Genomic DNA, 25,130 nt, shown 5'->3' on the forward strand with positions numbered 1-25,130 from the left:
CTGTAGCATGTACAGCATATAAGCGGAAATAAAATTCGGTTATTATTATTGCATGAGGGCATATCTGATTCAATCTCTTGTAAATGGATATACCTGCAACTATAATTAAATTTATAGAATAATGAAAAGTAATCCTATAGCATTAATGCAGTATTTAAATATCAATCAAAGTAATACTGTTATATTCAAATATAATTTTGGAGATTAATAAGTATGGAACTTATTCTAACAGCAAGAAGTAAATCTCAAGAAACTACGGATTATCTCTCATTGGACAAACAGGGCTTAAAAGCATCTATAAAAATTGCAGAAGGAAATGGGAGTCCGGAAAAACCCTTTGAAGCACAAATAAAAATTTCAAACTCAAATATATCAAAATGGTGCGGTGTTATACATATAGAACTTTCATTTAATAAAATTAACCCACGCTTTTTCTTACCGGCATTTATGTATGGCAGAAACCGCGGTGAGGCACCACAGAATGTTCCTAGAGAATTTCCGAGGTTGAGAGATGGCAATCCATCCCGCCCTTCTTCACCATGGTGGATGATGAGAAGTGACCGTTTGTCTCATCCAGTGGCATTGGTATATGATTCTGGTAAAGTTTTCGGACTTAGTGCAAGCCCTTATTTTACATGTAAAGATGGGATAAAGCGGCAATGGGTTCCTGAAAATGAAGAAACATTCTATCAATATGGGGGGTACTCTTGTTCGCTGGCAAAGGGTACTGTAGGGTATACACTTGGTTATGAAAATGCACCTCTTATGTTTGTAACTTCTAGTAATGTAAAAGAAAGAGAGCCCCTTCTAGACAATTGCTTTGAATTAGAACCGGGGGAAACAGTAGAGTTTTCAATGGACTTATACCAATACAATGCTAAATCAGAACTAGATATAAATGCAGCAATAGAGCATGTATATTATAAATATCATCAAAAGCCAAGAAAGGTTAGCGATAGCAAGACAGCGGTGGCAGATTTAGCAAAGGCTGTCTATGAGGATGCTTGGCTGCCAGAAGAACTAAGCTATGTTGGTCAGGTTTTTGAGGATAATTGTTGTGAAGGCTACAGACACAACAAAATAATTTCCTTAAGCTGGACAAATGGCATGTCTGTGGCAACACCAATGCTTATGTCTGCATTGCGGCTTGAGGATGAGTCCATGCGTCAACAGGCACTTTCCTGTATAACAAATATAATTGAGAATTCATTAAACCCTGCCTCGGGCTTGCCATATGATGCATGTGAAGACGGGAAATGGAGTATTAACGGCTGGTGGTTTGATATGGTGACTACATCAGGGCACAGTTCTTACATTTGCGGGCAGGCTCTTTTTTATATATTGAAAGCATATGAATATGAAAAGAAGATAAAAAACTGCATACATGATGATTGGATACTATATGTAAATAAGGTGCTTGAGAAGCTTGAAGCTTCAATAAATCCAGATGGTGAGTATCCATATATATTATCTGCAAAAAATGGTATTGGCATTGAATATGATTCCTTTAGCGGTGCATGGTGCATGGCTGCTCTTGCGTACTATAGCTGGCTTACCAAGGACAGAACGCATTTGGACAGCTTAAAGAAGAGCGAAAAGCATTATTACGAAGAATACATCTGTCATATGGAATGCTACGGTGCGCCGCTAGATACTAATAAGGCAGTGGATTCTGAAGGAATACTTGCATATATAAAAGCTGTTAGGTTTATTCATGCTTTGACAGGGGACAAGATTTATCTAGAACATATGAGGGATGCAATATGCTACGAATTCACATTTAAGTTCTGTTATAATTCTCCGATAAAAGTACCTCCACTCAGCAAGCTTAACTGGTCAAGCAGTGGCGGTAGTGTGACTTCAGTCTGCAATCCTCATATTCATCCTATGTCGAGCAATATTATAGACGAACTGCTGTATTATGTTCAGAACAGTGATGATGCTTATGTAAAGGACCGTTTAGAAGATACTGTTGATTGGAGTTGTCAGACTTACAATACGTTTGACAGAGAGTATGATTATGGGAAAAAAGGATGGATGTCAGAACGATTCTGCTATTCAGAAGGACTTCTAACGGAAAAATACAGGGATGGTTCTCTATCTAGTACCTGGTTTTGTCTTATGCCTTGGGCAATTGGTTCTATTTTAGACGGTCTTGCTGGTGATTATTGGGAGATTAAAGAATAGATTATTAGCTATGTACGTACCGTGGTCCAACTTGCTTTCAATTAACATGGAGCCATGATGGAGCTGGTAAGTATCACTTAGCAGCTGGTAGCTATAGCTATGCCGCTAGTGATACAGGTTATACCACTCAGTCTGATCAGACACTAAGCTTTTCCTCTAGTGACGTTACTACCGGTGATTAGTAGCTATAATACGTTTTTATAATAATAGATCATGTGCGGGCCTCGGTTAAAAGATAGAAGCCCGCGTATGAGACTATATTTTTTTCGGTTGTAAAAATATTTCTGATAAGCTTTCTGTATCGGTAACAGGGGACATACATGAAAAGTTCTGACAAACATATGCTGCAGCTTTTCCGGTGTATCCTCTGTATTCAGAGGCATATGGAGCAATTTTAATTAGTTCTGGGGTTATTTGCGATAGGGATACTGAAAATGGGTGGTATAAGCTATTATAGGTCTTAACCATGTTATCACATTCAGAACCTGCAAATACAACCTCTGAAGCTTTCTCTGTTGTTGCATAGAGATATCCGCATAACATGTAGGTATGTCCTATTGGCACTGCTTCAATGTCTGAACTAAAATACTCTATTATTGACTTTGCTTCCTTTTCAAATGAAGGTTGTCCCGTAAGTCTTGCTATACGCAACAGATTCATTACCGCTACTGAATTACCCGAAGGAATGGCACCATCATAACACTCCTTTGGACGTGAAATGAGTTTTTCGGAATCATGCCCATATTGGAATAAACCATATGCTGTGTTATCTTTAAATAGTTCTAGCATCCTCTTATTAAATTCTAATGCTTTTTCTAAATAAAAAGGCTTATATGTTGCTTCGTACAGTTCTAACAATCCCCAAACCAAGAATGCGTAATCCTCTAAATAGGCTAAAATAGCGGATTCACCATCTCTGAAGCGTGCTAATAATCTGCCATCACTTCGTACAAGTTTTTGAAGTATAAATTGAGCACATTTTTCGGCAGAAATAGTATATTTTTCTTCACCTAGAGCTTTTCCGCAGAAGGACATGGCGGCAAGCATCAGACCGTTCCAGGAAGTAAGGATTTTGTCATCTTTATGTGGATGTATACGTTTTTCCCTGTATTCAAAAAGCCTTTTTCGGCATAATTCTGAAAATGTTTTGTTAGCTTCAGATAAGGTTCCTGTTGCAATTAGATTGGGAATATTCTTGCCTTCAAAATTGCCTTTAGAAGTAATATCATATAGGCTGCAATATTCTATACCATCTTTTTCACCAAGTACATCTATAATTTCTTGCATAGTCCATACATAGAATTTACCTTCTACGCCTTCTGAATCAGCATCTTCAGCTGAGTAGAAACCACCCTCGCCAGATGTCATATCCCTTAAAATATATTCTAAAATTTGATGTGCTGTTTCAGAGTAACTGCTATTACCAGTGGCAAGGTATGCTTCGGCATATACTATAGCCAGTAAGGAATTGTCATACAGCATTTTTTCAAAATGGGGAACAAGCCACTTTCTATCAGTTGAGTATCTGCTGAAGCCAAATCCTACATGATCAAAAATACCGCCATTTTTCATGGATTCTAATGTTTTTTCTACCATTTCAAGAGCAAGAGTCTCTTTTTGAGAATACCAGTAGCGCAGCAGAAAAAGCAAATTGTGTGGTGTTGGGAATTTAGGTGCGTTGCTGAAGCCTCCATAATAGCTGTCATAGCTGCGCTTTAGCTGTGAAAAGGCGTGGTGAATTGTATTCATTGTAAGCTTTGCAGCTTCAGGTCTTCTATCAGCCTTTTGAACGGCCATTATTTCCTTAGTAGCATCTATAATTGTCTTCTTTTCATTTTGCCAAATATTATTAATAGTTTTTAGCAAGCTAATTAATCCCATCATGTTCATGCTGTCATCCTTGGGAAAGTATGTTCCAGCATAAAAGGGATGTTTCTCTGGAGTAAGAAACACGGTTAATGGCCATCCTCCTTGACCTGTTAATAGCTGGCATACAGACATATATATGCTGTCTATATCAGGGCGCTCTTCCCGGTCTACCTTTATGCATATAAAATCCCTATTTAGTACTCTAGCAACTTCCTCGTCCTCAAAGGATTCACGCTCCATTACATGACACCAGTGACAAGTAGACATTATACACCGCTAAGAATACCCAATAGATAGGAAAATAGGCTTATCTTCTGTAATTGCTCTTGAAAAAGCCTCAGCACCCCAAGGATACCAATCAACAGGATTATACGCATGTTGTAATAGGTAAGGGGACTTTTCATTAACCAATTTATTGGGTATTTTATTAGTTGTCATGGGCATCACCTCCTTGTTTATCAAAAAATTTATAACAGGACTAGTATCTTCATTTTTTAATAAACATATTCTTGTAATATTACATTTAAGGTATGCTCATAAGGATTAAAACGCATGATTTCCAGAGTTAAGCTTTATAAGAATATCTTTCGTTATTTAAACCTTTTACATATGCTATTTATCAAAATCATATAGAGTGTTTAATAATTTTTTTTGCTCTTCAAATACGTCATATTGTTCTGGTATATGTTTTTCGATAGTACCTATAGATTCAAGAACTATTCTTTTAACAGTATAGATGTCATTTCCATCTAATATAGCATTTCTTATAAATGTACTTGAAAAGTCTGTGGGAGTATACTTTCTTCCTACTATTTTTTTTGATAAATCAGATACTTTGGTACTAATATAATTTCTACTATAGTTGCTAAAAATTCTATCATATCTTTTCATAACTTTCGTTTGTGATTGAATATACTCATTAATTAAATCTACAAGGCTTTGCTTTAAAGGAATAAATACCTCCCCATCTTCTCCTGTATCAAAGTGAAGTGTAAATTGTGAATTGCATGTATTTATTTGGTGATTCGTAAGATTTTCTATGTATTGGCGACTTAGACCCGTATATATGAAAAAGCCTATTAAAAGCCTTTCAATTATTGGTTGACTTTTGTCTTTGGTATATTTAACAAACTTCAATATATCTTTATTATCTATATATACTATCCCATCTTTTTCCCTATTTGCTGGTATTTCAACACCTTTCATTACTTCTTTGGTAATGTCAGAATTATAAGTATATGTAAAAAAACCTTTACATGCACGATAATAGTTTAGATTATCACTTTTTAAGTTTTTTATAAAACTATCAATTTCAGAAAAAGTAATAGCTTTAAGAGGTTTATTTTGGTTACCTTCCAAATTCATATAGTCATTGAAAAATTTCATTATACGTGTTTTATAAAATGTTTTGCTATCTTTATTAGAAACTGTATCCAAATACTGATTAATAACTTTTGTCGCATCTTCCATATATTTATACAATTTTCATTCCTCCATTCAAAATTTTCCACACAAAGTAATTATATACTATAATTTCCTATAAGTATACATTGTGTCTGATAAACTAGTATAAAAAGCTAGGCATAGCAATATATACAATTACTTTATTTCAAATTTTGAATATTTATCACATCTAAAGGAATATCAATGTTATTAAGCGAACAAATGTTCTAAAAATACACAAACTGAAAGCATTGGTATTCCTACGTTGTAGAGGGTTCTAAAACAGTATGATTGTATTGTATGTATTAAATTGTTGATATTGCTGTATTGTATCGAAAGGATATACGATATAAGAATACAGTAACTCGACTGAATATTTAGAATTCTATTATCTATACAATGATATTTTAAAACAATTGGAAAAATTATTGCCTCCTGAATCTTCCGATTTAATTAATCAACTTGACGATATACAAGGGAATTACTTAGTTGGTTATCAAAAATATTTTTATAAACAGGGATTCTCAGATTGTAAGATGATGTTTAATTTATTGCATAAATAATCTTGGTACATTTTTATTTTTTTAGCTAAACATGAAATACACTGTTTGATTCATTAATGTTAGCTACTGCTGAGGTTATAGAAAAAATTGATGAAATCAATCCACAAGAAATAGCTATGAAAATAAAAGAGTTAAAAAAAGATGAAAGATTTACAAGATATGTTGGGTCAGCTAGTAGTAATCCAACCAGTATCACCAATAAAGTTAAAATTGCTAAAGAAGTACTTTACAATATCGGACAGGACAGGGTTAATGAAGAATGAATAGAGTTGTTGAGGAAATAATAGCCTGTAGAAACTGGAGAGTCAGAGAACTAGAATTACTAAAAAAACTAAAAGTTACTACTCTTTATTCTTTGGATGAAAGAACTAATGAGCAGTATCTGAAAATGTGTATACCTTATATATATGCACATTGGGAAGGTTTTATAGTTGAAAGTTTCCGATTAGTAATAGATTATATTAATGCAAAAGAAATAAAAGAAAATGAAATTATTAATGAACTATATGTCTTTTCTAACCAAACAGTATTTAAAAAATTATCTGGTAAACAGAGTTTTGAACAATGCTGTGAATTTTCAGAAAAAGTTATTAATAACTTAAATAAACCTGTTTACATAGATATAAATTTGTTATCGACAAAATCTAATTTAAAGTTTGAACAATTATGCGATATATTCTCTTGGTTTAAATTAGATATTACTGAATGTAAACAATTACAAAATTGAAATAAACAAATTAGTCAACTTACGTAACAGGATTGCTCATGGAGAAAATGGTATTATTTGAAAGAAAGTGAAGTTGTATTCAATATAATATAAATAGCCTATTGAGTATAAAATAATTCATTAAGGGTAGTACTAATTAAGATATTTAGTATTTTAGAAATAATTTATTAATTATACATTTTATAAAAAAGAAATTATTATTTTGTTTGTAAACATTATATAATGGCGGAATTAAAGAATATGATAGAAAAAATAGAGCACCGCCGCAGCGCTGCCCTTACAAAAACATCTGCATGTTTTTTGATTCTAATAATATTATATGACTGCACTATAAAAATGTCAATCTATTTCACAAATTAATAATTCCCAATATTACTTGAAAAAATGATCAATTACCTTCTCGACGAAGTCAAAAGAGCTAGTTATTAATTCGTTATTTTTAAAAAAGCCACCTTTTTCTTTCATTCTAATATGAAATAGTTTCTTTAATTCTTCTATTCTATGATGTTTTACCTTATCTGATACAATTATATTATACACATATAACATACATGTAAATTCTAGAATAGGCCTACACGATAATTTTTTCTTCCTTATGCTTTTATTTATACTTGGAATTTTACTAATAGCCTGACTTATTTCCATAGGAGGTCTTGAAGTCCGGGTGGATAAGTTTGCTATTATACAATTATTATGTGCACAGCCATTTCTGAGACTTTTTACTATATTAATAATATTAGAAGGAATACACTGTTGCCCACTGGTACTATAATTATTATAATAAAACTCATAAAACTTGATAAATTCACCAAACGTTATTAGCTCCACCAATACCCATGATGGGCAGTCTACAGATATAATCTTGTTTTCCGTTTTACCATTTGCATTAGTCTGTTGCTGAAGAGTAAAATATTTTCTCATTAAGTCATATGTATACGGGGATGAACTTTTAGATTCGAGTATTGTTTTAATATATGTATTTTGAGCAACAAACTGCTCAACAATATCATAGCCATCTATTAAGTTATTATTCTCAATATCATTTATTAATTTTACTTTTAAATCGTGTTCGATATCTAAGCACATCTTTGATATTAGAAACCGCAAATGCATGTCTATCGTGGATAATTCTTGCAAATAAGCGAAATCCAAATTAATATATTTTCCTTTATTCATACCTGATTCATGTTTTTTGTAGTTTTTACGATAGGCGGCTGTTCTCATATAATTATTTCTTTTCTGAAGGTATAATTCTGCTTCTTTCTCAGAAGTATATTTGAACGTTATTCCTTTATCATTCTTTAATTTACTTATCAACTGCTGTGAAGACATTTTGGGTTTATTTATTTTATTGCTCATTTTTTACCTCTATAATGTAAGTAGTAAGTAAAAATTATTATTTTTAATATTTAACGGATAAAAGAAATTTATATACTTTTTAGATTATTTTGATATAAGTGTAATCTAATGATGTAATTTATTGTAACATAAAGAGTTATTTTATTCTACTCTTTACAGAGAAAATAAGAGTAAGGTTTTTTAAAATTTAGGCAAAAACCACTTAGAATATTAATCAATCTGGCATAACAAAATTAAGTCTTGAGGATGGAAAAAAAATAATACCATTGATTTTTTAGAGAGAGTAAAGGAATCATTAAAATACATAAGAGATAATCTTACGAATAGTTATCATGCTTGATAAAGTTAGTCTTGAATAGCTACGTATCACTAAGTACTATCTATCTATTTATTATTATAAGTTAAAATCTTTCTTTAAATCCTCGAAAGCCTTTGATTTCCTAAAGTCTTCCACTTTTGTTTTTACCCTATTATTTATAATTTCTCTTTGTTTGTCACTAATATTAGCTGCCAATTCCTTTGCATTATTCAACATTTCAATTAGTTTACTACCACAGACACCCTCAATTATCTGATTCTCTGCTTTTATTACACCAGTTCCATTTATGATTTCTGTATTTACCAATTTTTCCTGCTTACTCTTGTTATAAAGAGTAAATACAACTATACCCATCATATTAGTTACTGTTGCAAGTGTTTTTAGCGTCTTATTAAAGAAAGTGTAGCTACCAATGCTTCGATGCATAGTTATGTGAGGTCTTGTTTCTATTAGTTCTTGACTAATACTTTTGATATCTTCAAAGAAAAACATATGGTTCTCTATTCTAGGTACTGTTGATTGTTTTTTCAATAGGTAGCTTCTCATTACTTTTTCTCTTTCTATAAAACAAGTCAATGTTTCCATATCAATACCTACTTCCTCGGAATGTTCTACAAAGTCTAGTATATCTAAATAAAGACTTCTCCAACTTACGGAAGTTAGAAAATAGTACGCATCACTATCAAATTGAAATATTTTCTTATTACCCGTCATATATGGGTGAAAGAAAGTATTAGCAAATTTTGTTTCATATACATTGAACAAACTCTCACAATCACTACATAATAGATAATGTTTTTCACTATCTTGAACTACCTTGTCTGGATTTTGTAAGTTACGGATTGCTCCAATTGATGTCTTTTTTAGGTACCGTACAACAAACTTAGGAACAATATGGCTTAACTCTAATTGCTCGACTTCTTGCCTACACAAGGCGCATTGCTTCATATAATACACCCCTTTTATCATATTTAGAAAACAAATAATGATAAAATAAAGTATACAGTGGTAAACATTGGAATGCAATATATACACGAAAATTGCTTGAACAAAGAATAATATGTATAGTGCATAACTAGGAGTTTTAGCAGGATAATATGCTTTTAATTTGCTATTTTTATCCGTATATTTAATAAACATGACACCAGTGACAAGTAGAATTGGTTGTATCATTGCCAGAAAGGAGCTGTTTTATTAGTATATTTGATACTTTACTTATTTTCAGCCTTTTGTTGTTCGTTTTTTACTTTGTTTTTTTCTACCTTTTCTTTAACAGCTGTTACTAAGGCATCTTCAGGTATGTTGTCGTTTATAAACTGAAAATTATTTGTTTTCTTTGTTTTACCGTTCAAGATTTTCATGTTTCCTTGAAGTGGATTGATTGGTGAACATGGACTCTTATATTTACCATCTTTATAACTTTTTAAGAATAAAATGTGTCTTTCACCAAGCTTGTAATAATCTATTCCACCTTCAACACGTTCTATAACTTTATATTCTCCACCAATCTGCTTTACCTTAACTATATCACCGACAGATGCATCTCCTTTAATTACTTTATCAACTTTGAATTCGGAAACAGTGTAAATATCAGTTGTATAAGCACCTACTCTAATTTCTTCAGGTTCATTAACCTTGACAACCTCACCTACTATAATCAAGTTTGCTCTTCTGTCAGCTTCATCAAAATTATCATAATAGCTATATGAGCCTGAAGAAACCAATTGAGGTAAACCAGTATTTGGGCTGCTAAGTGTACTATTATTCGAATTACTTATTGATGTATTATCTGAAACATTTATAAATACGTCTTTGGGCTGCATTTTATTTCCTACTAAAGCAATTATAACTATTGCAATTAAAGCTAAAGCTGGTATGAGCAAATTTGTTTTTTTATTCATTGACATTAAATTCTCCTTTATTAATTTAGTTTATTTCAGTATATCCATAACATGGCCATCCTGCATTTACAGCGTTTACGTCATAAGTCTTAGGAGTATAATTTGTTATACAATTTATATCGCTAGTTCTCATTAATGTATAAGGAGCTTCAACCTCATCATCATTATGAGCTAAGCCAAGTGCATGCCCGAGCTCATGTGCAATGATTCCTTGAATTTGATATGTAGGATAGTTGTACTCTTCCATTAAATTTGTATTAAGTGTTATTTTAAACTTAGTTGTAAAATAACTTCTAGTCTGGGCATAAGATGTATCGTATATCAGTTGCAAATATTGTCCTGACCATGCTTCTTCTAAGTCTTGGTCTGCATATATTTTATTAGAACTACTAGAATTAGTGGAGATGCTTCTGTCTGTTAAATTACAGTTATTCCATGAGGCTATTGCTGCATTGGAAAGACTCGTGTATGGAGAAAATAAATAATTAGAATTGTCTACAACAACAGTTGCATAATGATAACCATATGGATTGTATATATACCGAACGGCATTAGCATGTGGAGCTAAAACTAAGGTAAATGATAAACAAGCTAGAAACGCTACTAATAATTTAGTTTTTTTCATTAATAAAATCTCCTTATAAAATATGTTTTGTGAGGTTTATAGTGACTAATAAGTAATTTATAAGGCCTTAAAATTGTATGATTATTACCACATACCCTATAATGTTTATAACATATTACAAAAAAATATGTCAATTAATAATATTAATGTAATAAATAGTAAGTAAATGCAATGATTCTTTAAGTATAAGAGCAATAAAGTTGTAAACTTACAGAGGCAACTATCGATATTTCAACTAATGGAATGCTGCTATCTAATGAAATGATAGATTTCCTTTATAGAAATAAAGTTATTGTTACGGTTTCTTTTGACGGGGCTGAAAAAACAACTTTTGAGCATATTCGTAGGGGAGCAAATTTTGAACGCATCTATGGCAACGTAAAAAAGTTAACAGAGGTATATGAGGGGGTTTCTATTGACTTATCACCAGGAATATATACATCAATCCAGAAAGACAATAGTACTCAGTTGAAGGCGATTGCCCAACTTGCATATTCACTTGGAATTAGACGTATGGGATATGGTTTAGTAACAGTGCCTGAGAAATATGCTCCTGTCTTGAACGATAGTTTGCGATATGAGATTTTGCAAACCTCTATATTTTTGGATTCACATAAAATGCTTAATGACTTATATCCAACAAGAGTAGGTGATTATTTTTGGAGTGGAGAAGAATATGTTTCAATGGATAAATTCATTTTAAATAAAAACTATAATGCACCAATGAAAAGTGCGTCAATTGCCTATAATGGGGATGTTTTTCTGTGCTGTAACGTTGGCAAATATGTTGATAATATTACTAACAAAGGCTTTTTAAATGTTTGGCAGGGAAAGAGATATGTCGAACTTCGTTGTGCAGTAAATTCTAGTCGCAATATGCCAGAAAGATGTAAGAAATGCACATGGGTTAATAGATAATAATGTATATATATTTTTGATAATTTTGTGAGGCGGTTATTGACCGCCTCTCTACATATTTTATAAAATTATTAGGGACATGAAGCCGTAGAGGTCATTTGTGAATCTAAAACACCTGATTATATTTTTATATAAAATATATTATAAAATTTTGTATATTATATTGTGTAGAATTTAATAACAGCATATAATAGGAGTATAAGAATACATAAGGAGAATGATTATGCTTATACAGGATAGATTTATTTCAACATCAGAGTTGCAGCAAAATGTTGCTAAAACAATTGATAAGGCAAAGAAAGAAGACATTATTATAATAAGGAATAATAAACTTGAAGCTGCGATAATTAGTATAGAAAAGTATAACCAGCTTTTAGAATATATTGAATGGAAAAAAATTAGTGATGCTTTGGATAACATGCCTGTCGAATGTGTTTCAGACGAAGATGTCAAACACCATATGAGTATTCTATCACAAGCAAAAGCAGAAAAACGATTTACTGCTGAGGATATTGAAAAGATTGCAGAAAGTGATAATGACTATAATGTATAAAGTAACATTTTCAAAAGAAGTTGCTAAAACAATTATTAAATACGATAAGGTTACAAGAGATAGAATATATAGTGCATTAAACAGCCTTCCTAAAGGTGATGTTAAACGTATGCAAGGCTATGATAACCCTCCATATTTTAGGATTCGAATTGGAGATATAAGAGCGTTATTTATTAAGGATAATGCTAGGATGGAAATATTTGTTTTTGATATTAAAACTAGAGGGGATATTTATAAAAAAAACTGCTTGCATGAAGAGAAAAATACGTATAGTACATAACTAGGGAGTTTAGCAGGGTAATTAACCTTGCTTTTATTTTACTTTTTTTACAGGCATACTTAATAAACATGACCTAGTGGCAAATACTATAACCGATACTGAGGAGTAAGGATAGGAAAAAGGACATTTATTAAAATGAAAGATAGTGTTGAAAATTAAGATGCAATTATACAGTGTTTTTATAGATTAAGGTATAATGAAGAAGAAATTCAATTAGTACGGAAATATTTTATAGTGTGAACTAATGACATGGAGGATAGGATTAATGCAAGAATGGCTTTTAATATTATTATATTTTATTGGTATGATAGTATTATTACTTTTTATTGGATGGGCTGACTGGAAATTTAAATGCTGCTGGTGGATTTGATAAAGATGATATTGTATATCAAATGGAAGCAAGCTTCAATAGCTTAAAAAGCACTTTGGAGTCAGCTGGTGCAACTTTAGATGATATGGTTCAGATTAATTTGTATCTGAAGAACATTGAGGATTTCAGGAAGGCAAGAGATGTTTTTTATAAATATTTTAAGAATGGTTTTTCTGCAAGAATGTCAACAACTACAGATTTTGTGAACTCTGCCTGCTTATGTATGTTAGATGGAATAGCATATAAAAAGCGAAGTTAAAAAACCTCCAATCAAGTGCGTGGAGGACATAACATGCTTATATATGGTTTCGTGTAACATTTGCTTTTAAAATAGAAGTTTATTTACAGAAGTACTTTACACACTTATTATTCAATCAATCTAAATATATAAAAAAGTAGGGGATGGGTGCACCATCTAATACACCTGTGCTTAGCTTATCAGTTACTTTTTGGACAGGTACAATTATGCTTTGTTTAAATACTGCTTTAAATCTAAATCCCTTGAACTATGTAAAATTCGATATATTCTTATTATTCCTTCTGCTTCGTCTACAGTGTAAAAAACAAGATAATTTTTAACCACAGATCTTCTGAAAAATGTGTCATCTTGAAAAATTTCGTACATCAATGGAGTTTATTTTATTTGATTAACTTTGTCTGTTAAATTACGTATAAACTTGTCAACTGTACTTTCGTAATATGGAGACAGATACTTATTTATTTCCAGAACGTCACTTAATGCTATAGGAAGAAACTCTACAGTATAAATCATAAGTCTTTACTCACAGTTTTCCAAAATTCATTTTCAGAAAGCCATTTAGTTTCTGGTGATTCGGCTTATTCTTTTGCTTTCTTTAATTCTGATAGAACATATTTTTTATGGACATATTCTTCGTAATCAGCAAATTCTTCGATGCCTATTAAAAAAGCTTCTCCACGACCGTTATTTATAATAATTACGTGATTGTGCTCTTTGACGATCTTAGCAATTTCATAATAATTATTTCTTAAATCTCTTGATGGTCTAACATAGGTATTTAACATAATAATTAACTCCCATTTTTACTTCTGATTAAGCGCATCATAATATGACTACGCTGTCAATGCGGGTTTTCTGCCATTGCTCAAAATATTTTTGAAATGAATACCTTTATGTACTTCAACATCAAATTTCAATGATTTTTTGTAGAAAAAAATATGAACTTATATATTTTGTCATATATAATAAATTAACATATATTACAACAAGAGAAAAGAATTTCTAAGTATGACTAAAACATTCAAAACTACAAAATAGTACACTCATACAGCAAAAATACCGACTGTATATTATTTTCCATATATGGTATTATATATTAATGAATTTAATTGTATATTTTGCGGGGTGGGGGAATTAGTTTATGATGATAAGAGTTTTTATTTCAAGAAGAAATTTTACATATAATAGAAAAAAGCTTTATATTAGAAAAAATCTTAATAAAGTAGTTGTATTTTCATTAATATTCTCTATGATTTTTTTGGCAGGATGTTCTCTAGTACCAAAAGAAGAAGAGGTACTTGCGCCTATATTAAAGGAACCACCAAAGGTAGTCTATAACACTATAGAAATTAAACCCTCTACTTTTGAAAAAAAATTTGAGACAACAGGAATTATGATTTCTGCTAATCAGGTAGAATTAAGTTTTTCAAATTCAAGTGGTAGACTCAAGGCTATAAATGTTAATGTGGGTGACCATGTTAAAAAAGGCCAAATTCTAGCAGAACTTATAACAGAAGATTTAGATACACAGATAAAGGAACAGGAACTTCTTTTAAATCAATCTAAACTAGAATTGGAAACTATAAAGTTAAATAATCAGAAGGATAACAACATATTAAAAAAGCAGATAGATAGTTTAAAACTTAAACTAGAAAAAATGAAAACTATTCCTGATGCATATTCTGAAGAAGAAATTAACGATTTACAAAATCAAATTGAGGAAAAGGAAATAACATATAAGGATTCAGTACATATTCAAGAAAACAATATTAAAGTTAAAGAAAATTCAATTAATCTATGTCAGCTGAAGATTGATACTCTTAGACAGAATTTGGAAGATAGCAGGATTATAGCTCCCATTGATGGTGTTGTTAATTATAAAACAAACATACTAGTAGGAAGCAATATTGACGCATTTACGACAGTGGTTTCTCTTGCTGATCCTAAAGCTCTTCAAGTAACAAGTACAGTTGGTGCGGTAAGTCCATTTCTCCTTGGGATGAAAGTGAATGTAAGAATTAAAGATTTTGAGACAGAAGGAGAAGTTGTTATGACTCCAGCAGATGCGCCTGAAGATGCTAGTGAATTCACGAAATCTACAATTCGTGTTAAATTGGACAAGCTCACCCCTGATATTGAACTTGGAGATTTCGCTCTAATTACTTACTATCAAATGAAAAAGGAGAATGCAATTGTTGTAGATACTAATTTGATTCGTATTGCGGGCGATAGAAAGTTCGTGAATGTTTTAGAAGATGGTGTAAAAAAAGAAAGAGACATTGAAGTTGGAGATCAAAACCAAACTCAATCATTAATTGTAAAAGGCCTCTCAGTCGGTGACCTATTAATTAAATAGTAAGGGGTGTAACAATGTTTTTAATAGCTATACGAAAGATGTTCAGTAACAAATGGATGCTTATTTGCACTCTTTTAGGGTCAATCATTACAGTTGCACTCTTAAGCAGTATTCCAACATATACACAAGCTATAATTCAAAGGATGTTAGTAAAGGAACTTGAAAATTCTCAGCAATTGACTGGTAAATTCCCAGGAGGATATCAGCTAAACTATGAAGGATATTATGTAACTTCAAATAAGAATTCCTTTAAAACCTTCAAGTCCTATGATAATGAAATTAAAAACGTTATTGCAAAGAGTTCTGGTGTTCCAATTCTGACACAAGCAGTATATGAAAATGCTGGTACATTTACTATAGATAAAACTGAATCAACTAAAAAAGCAGTTTCAGCAAATCTTTGTTCACTATCGGAACTTGAAGAGCATATAACAATTTTAAATGGTAAATTGCCTTCAAAAACTGCTGAGGATGGCATCTATGAAGCTATATTATCTGAGCAGGCCATACAAAAGCTTGACCTAACTCTCGGTAACACCTATGTATTTAAGGATACAACATTTGATGCTAAGATCAAAGAATATAAAATAAAAGTTGTTGGAATTTTTACATATAAGACTTTGGATGATCCATATTGGTGCATGGATATTAAGGAATTTGAGAGTACTATATTTATAAATCAGGATTTAATGAATAATTCAGTTTTTGGAAGTGGAGTGAAAAGGTTAAACTCTGCTTCATGGTATTTTGCATATGATTATCATCAAATCAAAGTGAAAAATATTGACCATATACTATCAGCCTTTAGAAATAGTGATACATGGGCAATAAAACATAACCTTAGCTTCAAGAGAACTCTCGATGACATATTAAAAATTAATCAACAAAAAATAAGTCGGCTTGAAGTTACTCTTGTAGTACTTGAAATACCGATCCTAGTTATACTTGCATTTTATTCTTTTATGATATCAATGTTAAAAGTAGATTTTGAAAGTAATGAAATTGCAATTATTAAGAGCCGAGGAGGAAGTAGTCTTTTTGTTTTTTGTACTTATCTAATAGAAAGTTCTATAATTGGTATTATATCTATAATTATAGGTCCTATTATTGGACTGTATTTTTGCAGAATATTAGGGTCATCTAACGGTTTTCTTGAATTTGTTCAACGTGGAGCATTGCCTTTACAACTAAGTGTGAGTACATATATTTATTCTATTGCGGCCGTGCTCTTTATATCTTGTACAATGCTGATACCAGCTTTTATGGCTTCACGAACAAGCATTGTATTATATAAGCAAAAGAATGCGCGTCATAAGAATATTCCTTTTTGGAAAAAGTACTTTGTGGATGTTGCTCTTGTAGCATTGGCGGTTTACGGACTATATGGCTATAAAAGACAACAGAGTACTCTTTTTAAGTCTGGTATGGACGCAGCAGATATGGTTATAGACCCACTGTTATTTTTTATTTCAGTGCTTTTTATAGTTGGTTTCGGTTTGTTGTTTCTAAGAGTTTTTCCTTATATAGTACAATTTGCTTTTTGGTTAGGTAGAAAGCTGTGGAATCCCGTTTTTTATGCGTCCTTTATTCAGGTTGGAAGAACTTCTGGTTGGGAGCAATTCACCATGATTTTTATAATTATGGCATTGTCAATAGGGATATTTAGTTCAAACTCAGCACGAACTATTAATAAAAATATGGAAGATAAAGTCTACTACGAAGTAGGAGCGGATACTGTCATTGAAGGTCATTGGACAGACAATCAGCCACCACCAATACCAGGTATGATTGGTCCGGATCTTCGAAAAAGGGATCAAATGTATTATTATGAACCTCCTTATGAATTATATGAAGGCTTAGAAGCTGCAGAATCAGTAACAAAAGTCTTTATTAATAACCAAGGTTATGCCTATATGGGAGGACAATTGTTAAAGCAAGTTTCAATTATGGGTATTATTCCTAATGAATTTGGTAAAACTGCTTGGTTCAGAAATGATCTTTTACCCTATCATTGGTATCAATATCTAAATCTTATGACTGATACAAATTATGCCGTATTAGTTTCTAAAGCTTTTAAGGAAGAGTTTGGTGCTAAAGAAGGAGATCAAATTGACCTTAAATGGGGTGAAGCTGGGAGTTCTATATCTGCAACTATATTTGCTTTTATAGATTATTGGCCTACACTAAATCCTAATAGGAAAGTGGAAAATGTACAGACTCCATATTTTGTTGTTGCAAATCTTGACTATATACAAAAAATGAATTTAGTGGAACCATATCAGGTATGGTTAAAAAAGAAACCCGGAGTAACATTCAATAATTTATATAAAGAAATAAATGATAAGAAAATTGAAATAGATTCAATTAATGATGCTTCGCAAAAAGTGATTATAAATAAAAACGACCCTATGCTTCAGGGCACAAATGGAGCGTTAACTCTTAGCTTTATTGCTACAATTATTATAACAATTTTAGGGTTCCTAATTTATTGGATATTATCAATAAAAAAGAGAATTCTTCAATTTGGTATTTTCAGAGCAATTGGTCTAACCTATAGAGAAGTAATTGGAATGATTGTTTGTGAACAACTCTTAATTACAGGCAGCTCAATATTTGCTGGTATTGGATTAGGAAACATAACAAGTGTGATTTTTGTTCCTCTATTTCAAATGGTATATAGCTCTGAACAGCAAGTTCCGCCATTTAAAGTTATTTCTGATGCCAATGACTATTTACGTTTGTATGCTATTGTAGCAATTATGCTTGTTTTATGCTTCCTAATAATAGGCAGGCTGATATACAAAATCAATATAAGTCAGGCATTGAAATTAGGAGAGGATTAAACTATGAGCGCTATTATTACAGCACATAATGTCAGCAGACAATTTTTATCTGGGAAGGATACAATATATGCCCTAAAGGGAATCAATATGGAAGTTGAAAAAGGCAAGCTAACTATATTAAAGGGCCGCTCTGGTTCTGGGAAAACAACTCTTATGAATTTATTTGGGGCACTAGATAAGCCAACTTCTGGAGATATATTTTTTGATGATATAAATATAACGAAACTATCTGAAAGGCAATGTGATAAGCTAAGGAGACAAAATATTGGATTTGTATTTCAATCAGTAGCCCTTATTTCCATGATGTCTGCATATGAAAATATTGAATTTGGCTTACGTGTTGCAGGCTATGATGCAAGAAAAAGAAAAGAGAGAAGTGAAGAATGTCTCAAATTAGTGGGCTTAGGGAAGCGTATGCATCATAGACCAAGTGAAATGTCAGGTGGGGAACAGCAAAGGGTAGCTGTTGCAAGGGCTATGGCTCATAAGCCACAAATTGTTTTCGCAGATGAACCAACAGCTGAACTTGATACACATATGGGGCTTCAAATTGTTAAGCTTTTTAAGGATTTGGTTATTTCGGAAGGGATAACTGTTATAATGACCACCCACGATGCTGGAATGATGGAAGTTGCAGACAAAATCTTTACACTTGAGGATGGTGAAATTGTAGATGAGCGTTGAAGCTGCTAATAATATGGTTTTTTGTGAGAATCTCGTTAAGATATATAAAACTAAGGACATTGAGGTTGTAGCATTACAGGGTCTGGACTTGACTATAGAAAAAGGGGAAATGATGGCTATAATCGGCAATAGTGGAAGTGGTAAATCTACTTTGCTAAATATGCTAGGTGGACTTGATCGCCCATCCGCTGGCAAGCTTATTATTGATGGAAAGGATCTTTTGAAATTTACTGAAAAGCAAATGGTTGACTACAAGCTGAAAACTGTTGGCTTTGTATGGCAAAATAATGCCAGAAACCTTATTCCTTATTTAACTGCGTTAGAAAATGTTGAAATTCCTCTTATATTAGCAAGGAAACGAAATGTAAGAAGAAGGGCCTTGGAAATTTTAGAAATGGTAGGACTTTCTCACAGAAAAAATAATAAGCTGCATCAACTATCTGGAGGTGAACAGCAACGTATTGCCATAGCTATTGGTGTTGTAAACCATCCTAAGATACTTCTTGCGGATGAACCAACTGGTTCTGTAGATGCCAAGTCCTCTGGTATGATTCTGGACATTTTCAGAGAACTCAATAAAACTCTAGGTATTACAATAATTATTGTAACTCATGATAGACAGTTTTCAAAAAAGGTAGATAGAGTAGTCTCAATACGAGATGGGAGGACAAGCAGCGAATTTATACGTGCAAAATCCTACGCTGAAGAATTGGAGGAAAGTTTAAATTCTCAAATTAATGAGACTCACGTAGAACTTGCTGTTTTAGACAGGGCTGGAAGGCTGCAGATTCCAAAGGAATATATAGAATTGTTAGGGATGACTGGAAAAAATAAAATTAGAGTAGAAACTGAAGGCAATAGAATTATTCTTCTAAATCCTGATAATGTTTGATTAGCACATGTTTCTTTTAATTATTTTTTATGTTCGATTCAGAAGTACTACCTGAGTCAATAGCAGCCTGTAAATCTTTTATGTCTATTTTTTTATCCCATATATTAAAATAGCACTTATATACAGAGCCGCATGTGTTGCATTCCAGATACTGCTTGGTTTCTTTCTGTTCACGATTATCAAACATGTATGGAAGAAATTCTTCTGTATTGCTAAGGCCTGGAGCATCAGAATCGATAAAATAAGAATATACGTAAGTAGCTTCATATTTCATAAGGAAATTACTGTTTTTACATATTGGACAAACTAATAATTTTGTATTACTCATGGTTATTTACACCCCTTCTATATATTTTGATATGTATTCAATAACTCTGAGTGGGTAAAAAGGCTTATCGTGTTTATCTTAGCCTAAAAAAGAAAAGTTATTCTAGGAAAATATAAATTGAGACTAGATATTGAAGTGTCAATAAGTTTTCTTAGTTATTGTAAATTTATGGGTTAAAATACTTTAATAAAGAATTGCTTATTATGAAAATGAAAGTAATTTAAATAATAAAGAAGGAGGTTGCAGATGAAACTGGGAGCAACGCTATACATTAAAAACACAGTTGAAGCTGTAGAGTTTTACAAGGAGGCTTTTGGAATGACCCTAGGATATAATGAAAAATATCCAGATGGCACATTCATGCATGCAGTATTACTTAAAGACGGGAATGAAGTTTTTGCCGTAAGTGAATCACAAAATGATGCCTTTGTTAATGTCATGTTAACATCCTCATTAAAAGAGTCACGTCCGACTATGAGTTATGGTATTAAATTTAATAACGAAGATGAAGTAAAAAAGCATATTCCTTATTATCAGAAGGAGGAAATGTGCTTCTTCCTTTAGGGTCGCTTCCTTGGAGTTCTTGCTGTGCTGATGTGATAGATAAATATGGTGTATATTGGTATATAACTGTGTGAATATATAATCTAATATTTGAATTGTATATTTGGTTCAATACCACTGATTTTTGTACTTTTTTACTCAACTATTATTTAGTAAAAATTATGTTAATAGGTATTAACTTATAATGTGGAAGGTATTTTCCTTATCTACATTTGAGTTTATCATAATTGCTTGATTATTTCATTTATTTAATAAAATATGTTTTTTTGGCAGAATACAATTTTAATAATAATTAGTAAATCTAACAACAAGTCAAATGAATTAATAATCACATGTGCTACAATAATTATTAACATAATCAAAAATTACATAATGTGAATTCAGACTTTAATTTCTTATGAATATATTTTTGTTACTATCTATTTTTATATATTTAGTTATAAAATTTTATGATTTACTAAAAAGTAATTGACATTTTATGTACAAAAAGTAAAATATTATTGTAATATGACATTACATAGTATAATAAAGTGCAATTTTTATAATTTTTTGAAACAATTACCACATTATAACAATAGATAGCTCTATAGAAAAGTAAATTATAATTTAAATTTAATTATGAGTTTAAAAAGGGCTATTTACGTTATGAAAATAAAACTTCTGTAGAGTGGCAATAAGCTAGACTCTGGAAATACTATTGATAGGAGATATGATTATGCTAGAAAACTCATTAATAAAGCATGTAAAGAATGTAAATAAGATTTTAAATTGGGTATTTTTCGCAATGTCATCTGTTATGATAATTGTAGGAATAGCTACACGTTCAATTTCTACAACTATTATTCCTTTTACTGTAACAATTGTTTCAGCTTTTTTGGCTTTGTTTTTAAGGTATAAGAATAAGGAAACTGCTGCTTCCTATATTTTAGTTGCATCAGCTTTGTTTCTAGTACTTCCTCTGCTAATAGAAGCTGAAAATAGTGCTTTTCTTTTAGCTATGCTACCAATCAGTATTGCTGCTTTATATTTTAATAAATGGATTATCTGTGTTGTTGGAACTATAATGAATACAATATTAATTATAATCCAGTTGGTAAAACCAAGCACTAACATAGGGGCTACTATATTTGCTGATGTTTTACAAATCCTTATAACGATAATGATTTTCATATTAGCGAAAGATGGAGGAAAGCTAATAAAGAATGCAAATCAAAAAGAAGCACAAGCAAATCAGTTATTAGATGAGTTGGGAAAAACTATGAATTTAATTAGTATAAATACATCAGCTTTAAATGCTGATATCTCTAAAGGCTATGAAAATCTTTCAGCTGTTCGTGAAATTACTAGTTCAATAACAATAGCTAATCAGGAAATTACCACTGGTATTGTAGATCAGAGTAAAAGTGTTACTCAGATTAGCCAAATGATGAAAGATGCAGATAAGGAAATACATAAGCTAACAGAGTTTTCTCATCAATTGAAGGATGTTTCATCTAACGCAAGTAATGTTGTAACAGAAGGAACAGAAAAAATAAATATGATGGAAAATCAAATGGATATAGTCAACCAGTCTGTTACAAAATCCTTAGAGACTGTTCGTGAATTGAATAAAAATATGGACGAAATTAATAATTTTCTTTCAGGAATCACACAAATTGCAGAGCAAACAAATATGCTTGCATTAAATGCGGCTATTGAAGCTGCAAGGGCTGGAGAATCGGGTAAAGGCTTTGCTGTTGTAGCAGATGAAGTTAGAAAGTTGGCTGAACAAAGTGCATTTACTGTAAAGCAGATTTATGAAATAATACATCAGATAAAGGATAAAACAAAAAATGTTCTTGATGAAGTTAGTAGAGGACAAGTAGCCACTCAAGAGGGTGAGAAGGTTGTTAATGCTGTTAATAAAAGCTTTGAAATGATACTAGTATCTTTTAAGGAGATTGATAGGTGCATTGCTGATGAAATTAATAGAATAGGAAATATTGCTGATTTATTTTCAAATATAGATGAGGAAGTAGAAAGCATTGCTAGTATTTCTGAAGAGCAAGCTTCTTCAGCAGAGGAGGTACTGGCGACATTAGAAGAACACAGTTCAAACATTGAAGATATTTATAATTTAATGCATGGCATTAAGACTTCCAGCGATAATTTGCAGGGGATCATTAAATAGTAGAATAGCGTAAAAATATTGTAGGAAAAGAATAGATAAGAGACCACACCTTTTGATAAAATGTTTTTGAGGAAGGATTTAAATATAAAATCTTATTGATGATATAATTACTGAAAGCAATGAGGCTTAAAAGAAGTTGCCTAATTAATGAGATTTTTATATACTGATTGACCATATTATAATATGATATATTAGCAGGGTAAATATACCTTGCTTTTTGTTTATGTATTTTTGAATAAAGAAAGTTTGAAAAAAGAAACTTAGAATAAAGAAAGTTTAAATAAAGAAAGGATGTACAGTATGATATTAGACTTACTTAAAAAACGGAAAAGCGTAAGAAATTTCGCAGAAAAAGATGTACCGGATGAAGTTATTAATTATATTCTTGAAGCTGGTAGGCTATCGCCTTCTGGTGGAAACGGGCAACCTTGGAAATTTGGAGTAATAACAGACAAGGAATTAATCCTCAAAACTGCTCAGATAGCCTATAACCAAAAGTGGATAGAGAAGGCGAGTTTTCTTATTGTTCTATGTACGAAAAATTTTGATAAAGAACGTGGCGGTAGATATATTCAAAAGTCACGTTTCCCAAATTATGTAGAAGAAATTGAAAACATGGATGATGAATTATATAGAAGGATACATATGGAGGAGCATCAAACTAAAATTGCTGGAACACATATGATGATGGCTGCTTTAGAACATGGTGTTGGCTCAACTTGGATTTCCTTGTTTAAGGTAGATGAACTATCAGAACTTTTAAATTTGAAAAAGCCTCTTATTGCTTCAGAAGTTATAGCTTTTGGTTATCCAGCCTATGATGAAGAGGTTACACCTAAAAAGAGTCTTGATGAGATTGTATTTTACAATAAATTTGAATAAAAAATTACTAATTACTTGATAAAAGGTTCAATTGCTGAAAGGTATACTTATTTAGGGATAAAGAGTAATTAGGAATTTAATTTGAGTTAACATACAGGAGGGATGAAGGTGATATTTGAGAATGGACTTGAAGAGTGTCCCTGCAAGAAAAAAGGCTGTGAAAGGCATGGCAAATGCTTTGAATGCTTGGAATATCACAAACTAAGGAAGCGCCCAGCATATTGCAAAAGAAAAAATTCTATAGCGAGCTTCTTAAGAAAGAAATTATCACAGAATAGATAATTAAAATAGTAAACTAGAATATTCTATAACCATATTTATTCACATAAGGATACATTTGGAATGGGTATAAGCAGATGATTAAAGTTAACGGATATGAATTGATATGCCCTGTTTGTAAAGGAAAAGATTTTGATAAAAGAAATAGTATGCTTTATTCAAGAGGTATGACATTTTTAGGATTAGATAATCAAGCTACAATTAATTATATATGTAGGTCATGTGGCTATATATTTTGGTTTGTTGATGATGGCAGAGAATACATGGAGAATAAAACTACAAGAGTGCAAAATGAAATAGCAGATATAATTATTGATTACGAAACTTCACAAGCTAAAGATGATGAATGTCCCATTTGCTTCTGTAAACGCGATAATACTCAAAGCCAATGTCTTAATTGTGGATATACTTTTAAACGAAAAGCTGAATAGACAAAGCAGACCTTTAAAAGGCTGTAAGTATCAAGCTAAGTAGATTATATAACTTAAATTCATATAGTTACGCAATATTAAAAAAATCTAAAAAAACATCAAAAAACGTAAAACATATGTTGACCAAAATGTACTTTTTATCATACAATGTTTGTGTAGAATGGTATTATGGTAGAATTAAAACATAATGGGTCAATTTGTTAAATTGCCGATGTGGAGTTCTGCTTATTTATGCAAATTCTACATGGGCTTATTTATTTTATTCATATTTTATAAGCGGCTGTTTCTCAAAGGCTCGTAATGATTGCGAATTTGCGTGAAAAGTTGC

Annotated in this window: 25 protein-coding genes and 1 pseudogene; 16 read left to right on the plus strand and 10 right to left on the minus strand. The window is 31.5% G+C overall.

Going from position 1 to position 25,130, the window contains the following annotated elements; all coding sequences use genetic code 11:
• Window positions 1-213: 213 nt before the first annotated feature.
• The gene (locus EHE19_RS02155) at window positions 214-2,187 is read left to right on the plus strand and encodes a hypothetical protein (protein ID WP_137697711.1); all 1,974 of its coding nucleotides are present in this window, start codon (window positions 214-216) and stop codon (window positions 2,185-2,187) included.
• A gap of 255 nt (window positions 2,188-2,442) precedes the next feature.
• On the opposite strand, the pseudogene EHE19_RS02160 reads toward EHE19_RS02155, so the two are convergent.
• Together EHE19_RS02160 and EHE19_RS02170 are read right to left on the minus strand one after the other, a co-directional pair.
• Window positions 2,443-4,500, minus strand: a pseudogene (locus tag EHE19_RS02160) (thioredoxin domain-containing protein).
• Window positions 4,501-4,668: 168 nt separating this feature from the next.
• The gene (locus tag EHE19_RS02170; protein WP_137697712.1) at window positions 4,669-5,538 is read right to left on the minus strand and encodes a site-specific integrase; all 870 of its coding nucleotides are present in this window, start codon (window positions 5,536-5,538) and stop codon (window positions 4,669-4,671) included.
• Window positions 5,539-6,118: 580 nt separating this feature from the next.
• Here EHE19_RS02170 and EHE19_RS02175 point away from each other — a divergent pair.
• Entirely contained in the window at window positions 6,119-6,325 is a 207-nt protein-coding gene (locus tag EHE19_RS02175; RefSeq protein WP_137697713.1) for a hypothetical protein, read from the plus strand.
• Complete coding sequence (locus EHE19_RS02180; RefSeq protein WP_137697714.1) at window positions 6,322-6,789, plus strand: MAE_28990/MAE_18760 family HEPN-like nuclease; 468 nt, start codon at window positions 6,322-6,324, stop codon at window positions 6,787-6,789. The genes EHE19_RS02175 and EHE19_RS02180 overlap by 4 nt, the downstream gene beginning before the upstream one ends.
• A gap of 372 nt (window positions 6,790-7,161) precedes the next feature.
• Here the strand turns inward: EHE19_RS02180 and EHE19_RS02185 are convergent, their stop codons facing one another.
• The 4 genes from EHE19_RS02185 to EHE19_RS02200 form a co-directional block, all read right to left on the minus strand.
• Entirely contained in the window at window positions 7,162-8,148 is a 987-nt protein-coding gene (locus EHE19_RS02185) for an Abi family protein (RefSeq protein WP_137697715.1), read from the minus strand.
• Window positions 8,149-8,542: 394 nt separating this feature from the next.
• On the minus strand, window positions 8,543-9,415 hold the full coding sequence (locus tag EHE19_RS02190; protein ID WP_137697716.1) for a hypothetical protein: 873 nt from the start codon (window positions 9,413-9,415) through the stop codon (window positions 8,543-8,545).
• Window positions 9,416-9,678: 263 nt separating this feature from the next.
• On the minus strand, window positions 9,679-10,374 hold the full coding sequence (locus EHE19_RS02195; RefSeq protein ID WP_137697717.1) for a hypothetical protein: 696 nt from the start codon (window positions 10,372-10,374) through the stop codon (window positions 9,679-9,681).
• Between the two features lie 19 nt (window positions 10,375-10,393).
• Entirely contained in the window at window positions 10,394-10,993 is a 600-nt protein-coding gene (locus tag EHE19_RS02200; RefSeq protein ID WP_137697718.1) for a zinc metalloprotease, read from the minus strand.
• A 261-nt stretch (window positions 10,994-11,254) separates the two neighbouring features.
• Between EHE19_RS02200 and EHE19_RS02205 the strand changes: the two genes are divergently transcribed.
• The 4 genes from EHE19_RS02205 (at window position 11,255) to EHE19_RS02220 (ending at window position 13,373) form a co-directional block, all read left to right on the plus strand.
• Window positions 11,255-11,911, plus strand: a complete 657-nt coding sequence (locus EHE19_RS02205) for a radical SAM/SPASM domain-containing protein (protein ID WP_171003578.1) — start codon at window positions 11,255-11,257, stop codon at window positions 11,909-11,911.
• Between the two features lie 223 nt (window positions 11,912-12,134).
• A complete protein-coding gene (locus EHE19_RS02210) occupies window positions 12,135-12,464 on the plus strand; it encodes a type II toxin-antitoxin system Phd/YefM family antitoxin (RefSeq protein ID WP_171003579.1) in 330 nt (109 codons plus the stop codon).
• Window positions 12,448-12,744 (plus strand): type II toxin-antitoxin system RelE family toxin, encoded by a 297-nt coding sequence (locus EHE19_RS02215; RefSeq protein ID WP_137697721.1) that lies wholly within the window; start codon window positions 12,448-12,450, stop codon window positions 12,742-12,744. Before EHE19_RS02210 ends, EHE19_RS02215 begins: the two co-directional genes overlap by 17 nt.
• Window positions 12,745-13,070: 326 nt before the next feature.
• Window positions 13,071-13,373: a RidA family protein gene (locus tag EHE19_RS02220; RefSeq protein ID WP_244648314.1), complete on the plus strand. Its 303-nt coding sequence runs from the start codon at window positions 13,071-13,073 to the stop codon at window positions 13,371-13,373.
• 204 nt (window positions 13,374-13,577) lie between these two features.
• Here EHE19_RS02220 and EHE19_RS20115 read toward each other — a convergent pair whose 3' ends face one another.
• The 3 genes from EHE19_RS20115 to EHE19_RS02235 all read right to left on the minus strand — a co-directional run bounded on the left by EHE19_RS20115 (window position 13,578) and on the right by EHE19_RS02235 (window position 14,158).
• Window positions 13,578-13,739, minus strand: a complete 162-nt coding sequence (locus tag EHE19_RS20115) for a type II toxin-antitoxin system RelE/ParE family toxin (protein ID WP_137697722.1) — start codon at window positions 13,737-13,739, stop codon at window positions 13,578-13,580.
• Window positions 13,740-13,748: 9 nt separating this feature from the next.
• On the minus strand, window positions 13,749-13,886 hold the full coding sequence (locus tag EHE19_RS02230; RefSeq protein ID WP_171003580.1) for a hypothetical protein: 138 nt from the start codon (window positions 13,884-13,886) through the stop codon (window positions 13,749-13,751).
• A 65-nt stretch (window positions 13,887-13,951) separates the two neighbouring features.
• Window positions 13,952-14,158, minus strand: coding sequence for a type II toxin-antitoxin system Phd/YefM family antitoxin (locus tag EHE19_RS02235; protein WP_137697723.1), 207 nt, complete (start codon window positions 14,156-14,158; stop codon window positions 13,952-13,954).
• Window positions 14,159-14,514: 356 nt separating this feature from the next.
• On the opposite strand from EHE19_RS02235, the gene EHE19_RS02240 reads away from it, so the two are divergent.
• From EHE19_RS02240 to EHE19_RS02255, 4 genes are read left to right on the plus strand one after another with little or no spacing between them, the layout of a single operon-like run.
• A complete protein-coding gene (locus tag EHE19_RS02240) occupies window positions 14,515-15,729 on the plus strand; it encodes an efflux RND transporter periplasmic adaptor subunit (RefSeq protein WP_137697724.1) in 1,215 nt (404 codons plus the stop codon).
• 14 nt (window positions 15,730-15,743) lie between these two features.
• Window positions 15,744-18,572: an ABC transporter permease gene (locus EHE19_RS02245; protein WP_137697725.1), complete on the plus strand. Its 2,829-nt coding sequence runs from the start codon at window positions 15,744-15,746 to the stop codon at window positions 18,570-18,572.
• A 3-nt stretch (window positions 18,573-18,575) separates the two neighbouring features.
• Complete coding sequence (locus EHE19_RS02250; protein WP_137697726.1) at window positions 18,576-19,256, plus strand: ABC transporter ATP-binding protein; 681 nt, start codon at window positions 18,576-18,578, stop codon at window positions 19,254-19,256.
• On the plus strand, window positions 19,246-20,148 hold the full coding sequence (locus EHE19_RS02255; protein WP_244648315.1) for an ABC transporter ATP-binding protein: 903 nt from the start codon (window positions 19,246-19,248) through the stop codon (window positions 20,146-20,148). Before EHE19_RS02250 ends, EHE19_RS02255 begins: the two co-directional genes overlap by 11 nt.
• Window positions 20,149-20,164: 16 nt before the next feature.
• Here the strand turns inward: EHE19_RS02255 and EHE19_RS02260 are convergent, their stop codons facing one another.
• Window positions 20,165-20,476 (minus strand): hypothetical protein, encoded by a 312-nt coding sequence (locus EHE19_RS02260; RefSeq protein WP_137697727.1) that lies wholly within the window; start codon window positions 20,474-20,476, stop codon window positions 20,165-20,167.
• Between the two features lie 246 nt (window positions 20,477-20,722).
• On the opposite strand from EHE19_RS02260, the gene EHE19_RS02265 reads away from it, so the two are divergent.
• The 5 genes from EHE19_RS02265 (at window position 20,723) to EHE19_RS02285 (ending at window position 24,802) form a co-directional block, all read left to right on the plus strand.
• The gene (locus EHE19_RS02265) at window positions 20,723-21,040 is read left to right on the plus strand and encodes a VOC family protein (protein WP_244648316.1); all 318 of its coding nucleotides are present in this window, start codon (window positions 20,723-20,725) and stop codon (window positions 21,038-21,040) included.
• Window positions 21,041-21,755: 715 nt separating this feature from the next.
• Window positions 21,756-23,210, plus strand: a complete 1,455-nt coding sequence (locus EHE19_RS02270) for a methyl-accepting chemotaxis protein (RefSeq protein WP_137697728.1) — start codon at window positions 21,756-21,758, stop codon at window positions 23,208-23,210.
• Window positions 23,211-23,510: 300 nt separating this feature from the next.
• Window positions 23,511-24,092 carry a nitroreductase family protein gene (locus tag EHE19_RS02275; protein ID WP_137697729.1) on the plus strand — a complete coding sequence of 194 codons (582 nt, stop codon included), beginning with the start codon at window positions 23,511-23,513 and terminating at the stop codon, window positions 24,090-24,092.
• 108 nt (window positions 24,093-24,200) lie between these two features.
• On the plus strand, window positions 24,201-24,374 hold the full coding sequence (locus EHE19_RS02280) for a hypothetical protein (protein WP_171003581.1): 174 nt from the start codon (window positions 24,201-24,203) through the stop codon (window positions 24,372-24,374).
• Between the two features lie 74 nt (window positions 24,375-24,448).
• The gene (locus EHE19_RS02285) at window positions 24,449-24,802 is read left to right on the plus strand and encodes a hypothetical protein (protein WP_244648317.1); all 354 of its coding nucleotides are present in this window, start codon (window positions 24,449-24,451) and stop codon (window positions 24,800-24,802) included.
• Window positions 24,803-25,130: the final 328 nt, after the last annotated feature.

This window comes from Ruminiclostridium herbifermentans, assembly GCF_005473905.2.
In the GTDB taxonomy this organism is placed as follows: domain Bacteria; phylum Bacillota; class Clostridia; order Acetivibrionales; family DSM-1351; genus Ruminiclostridium; species Ruminiclostridium herbifermentans.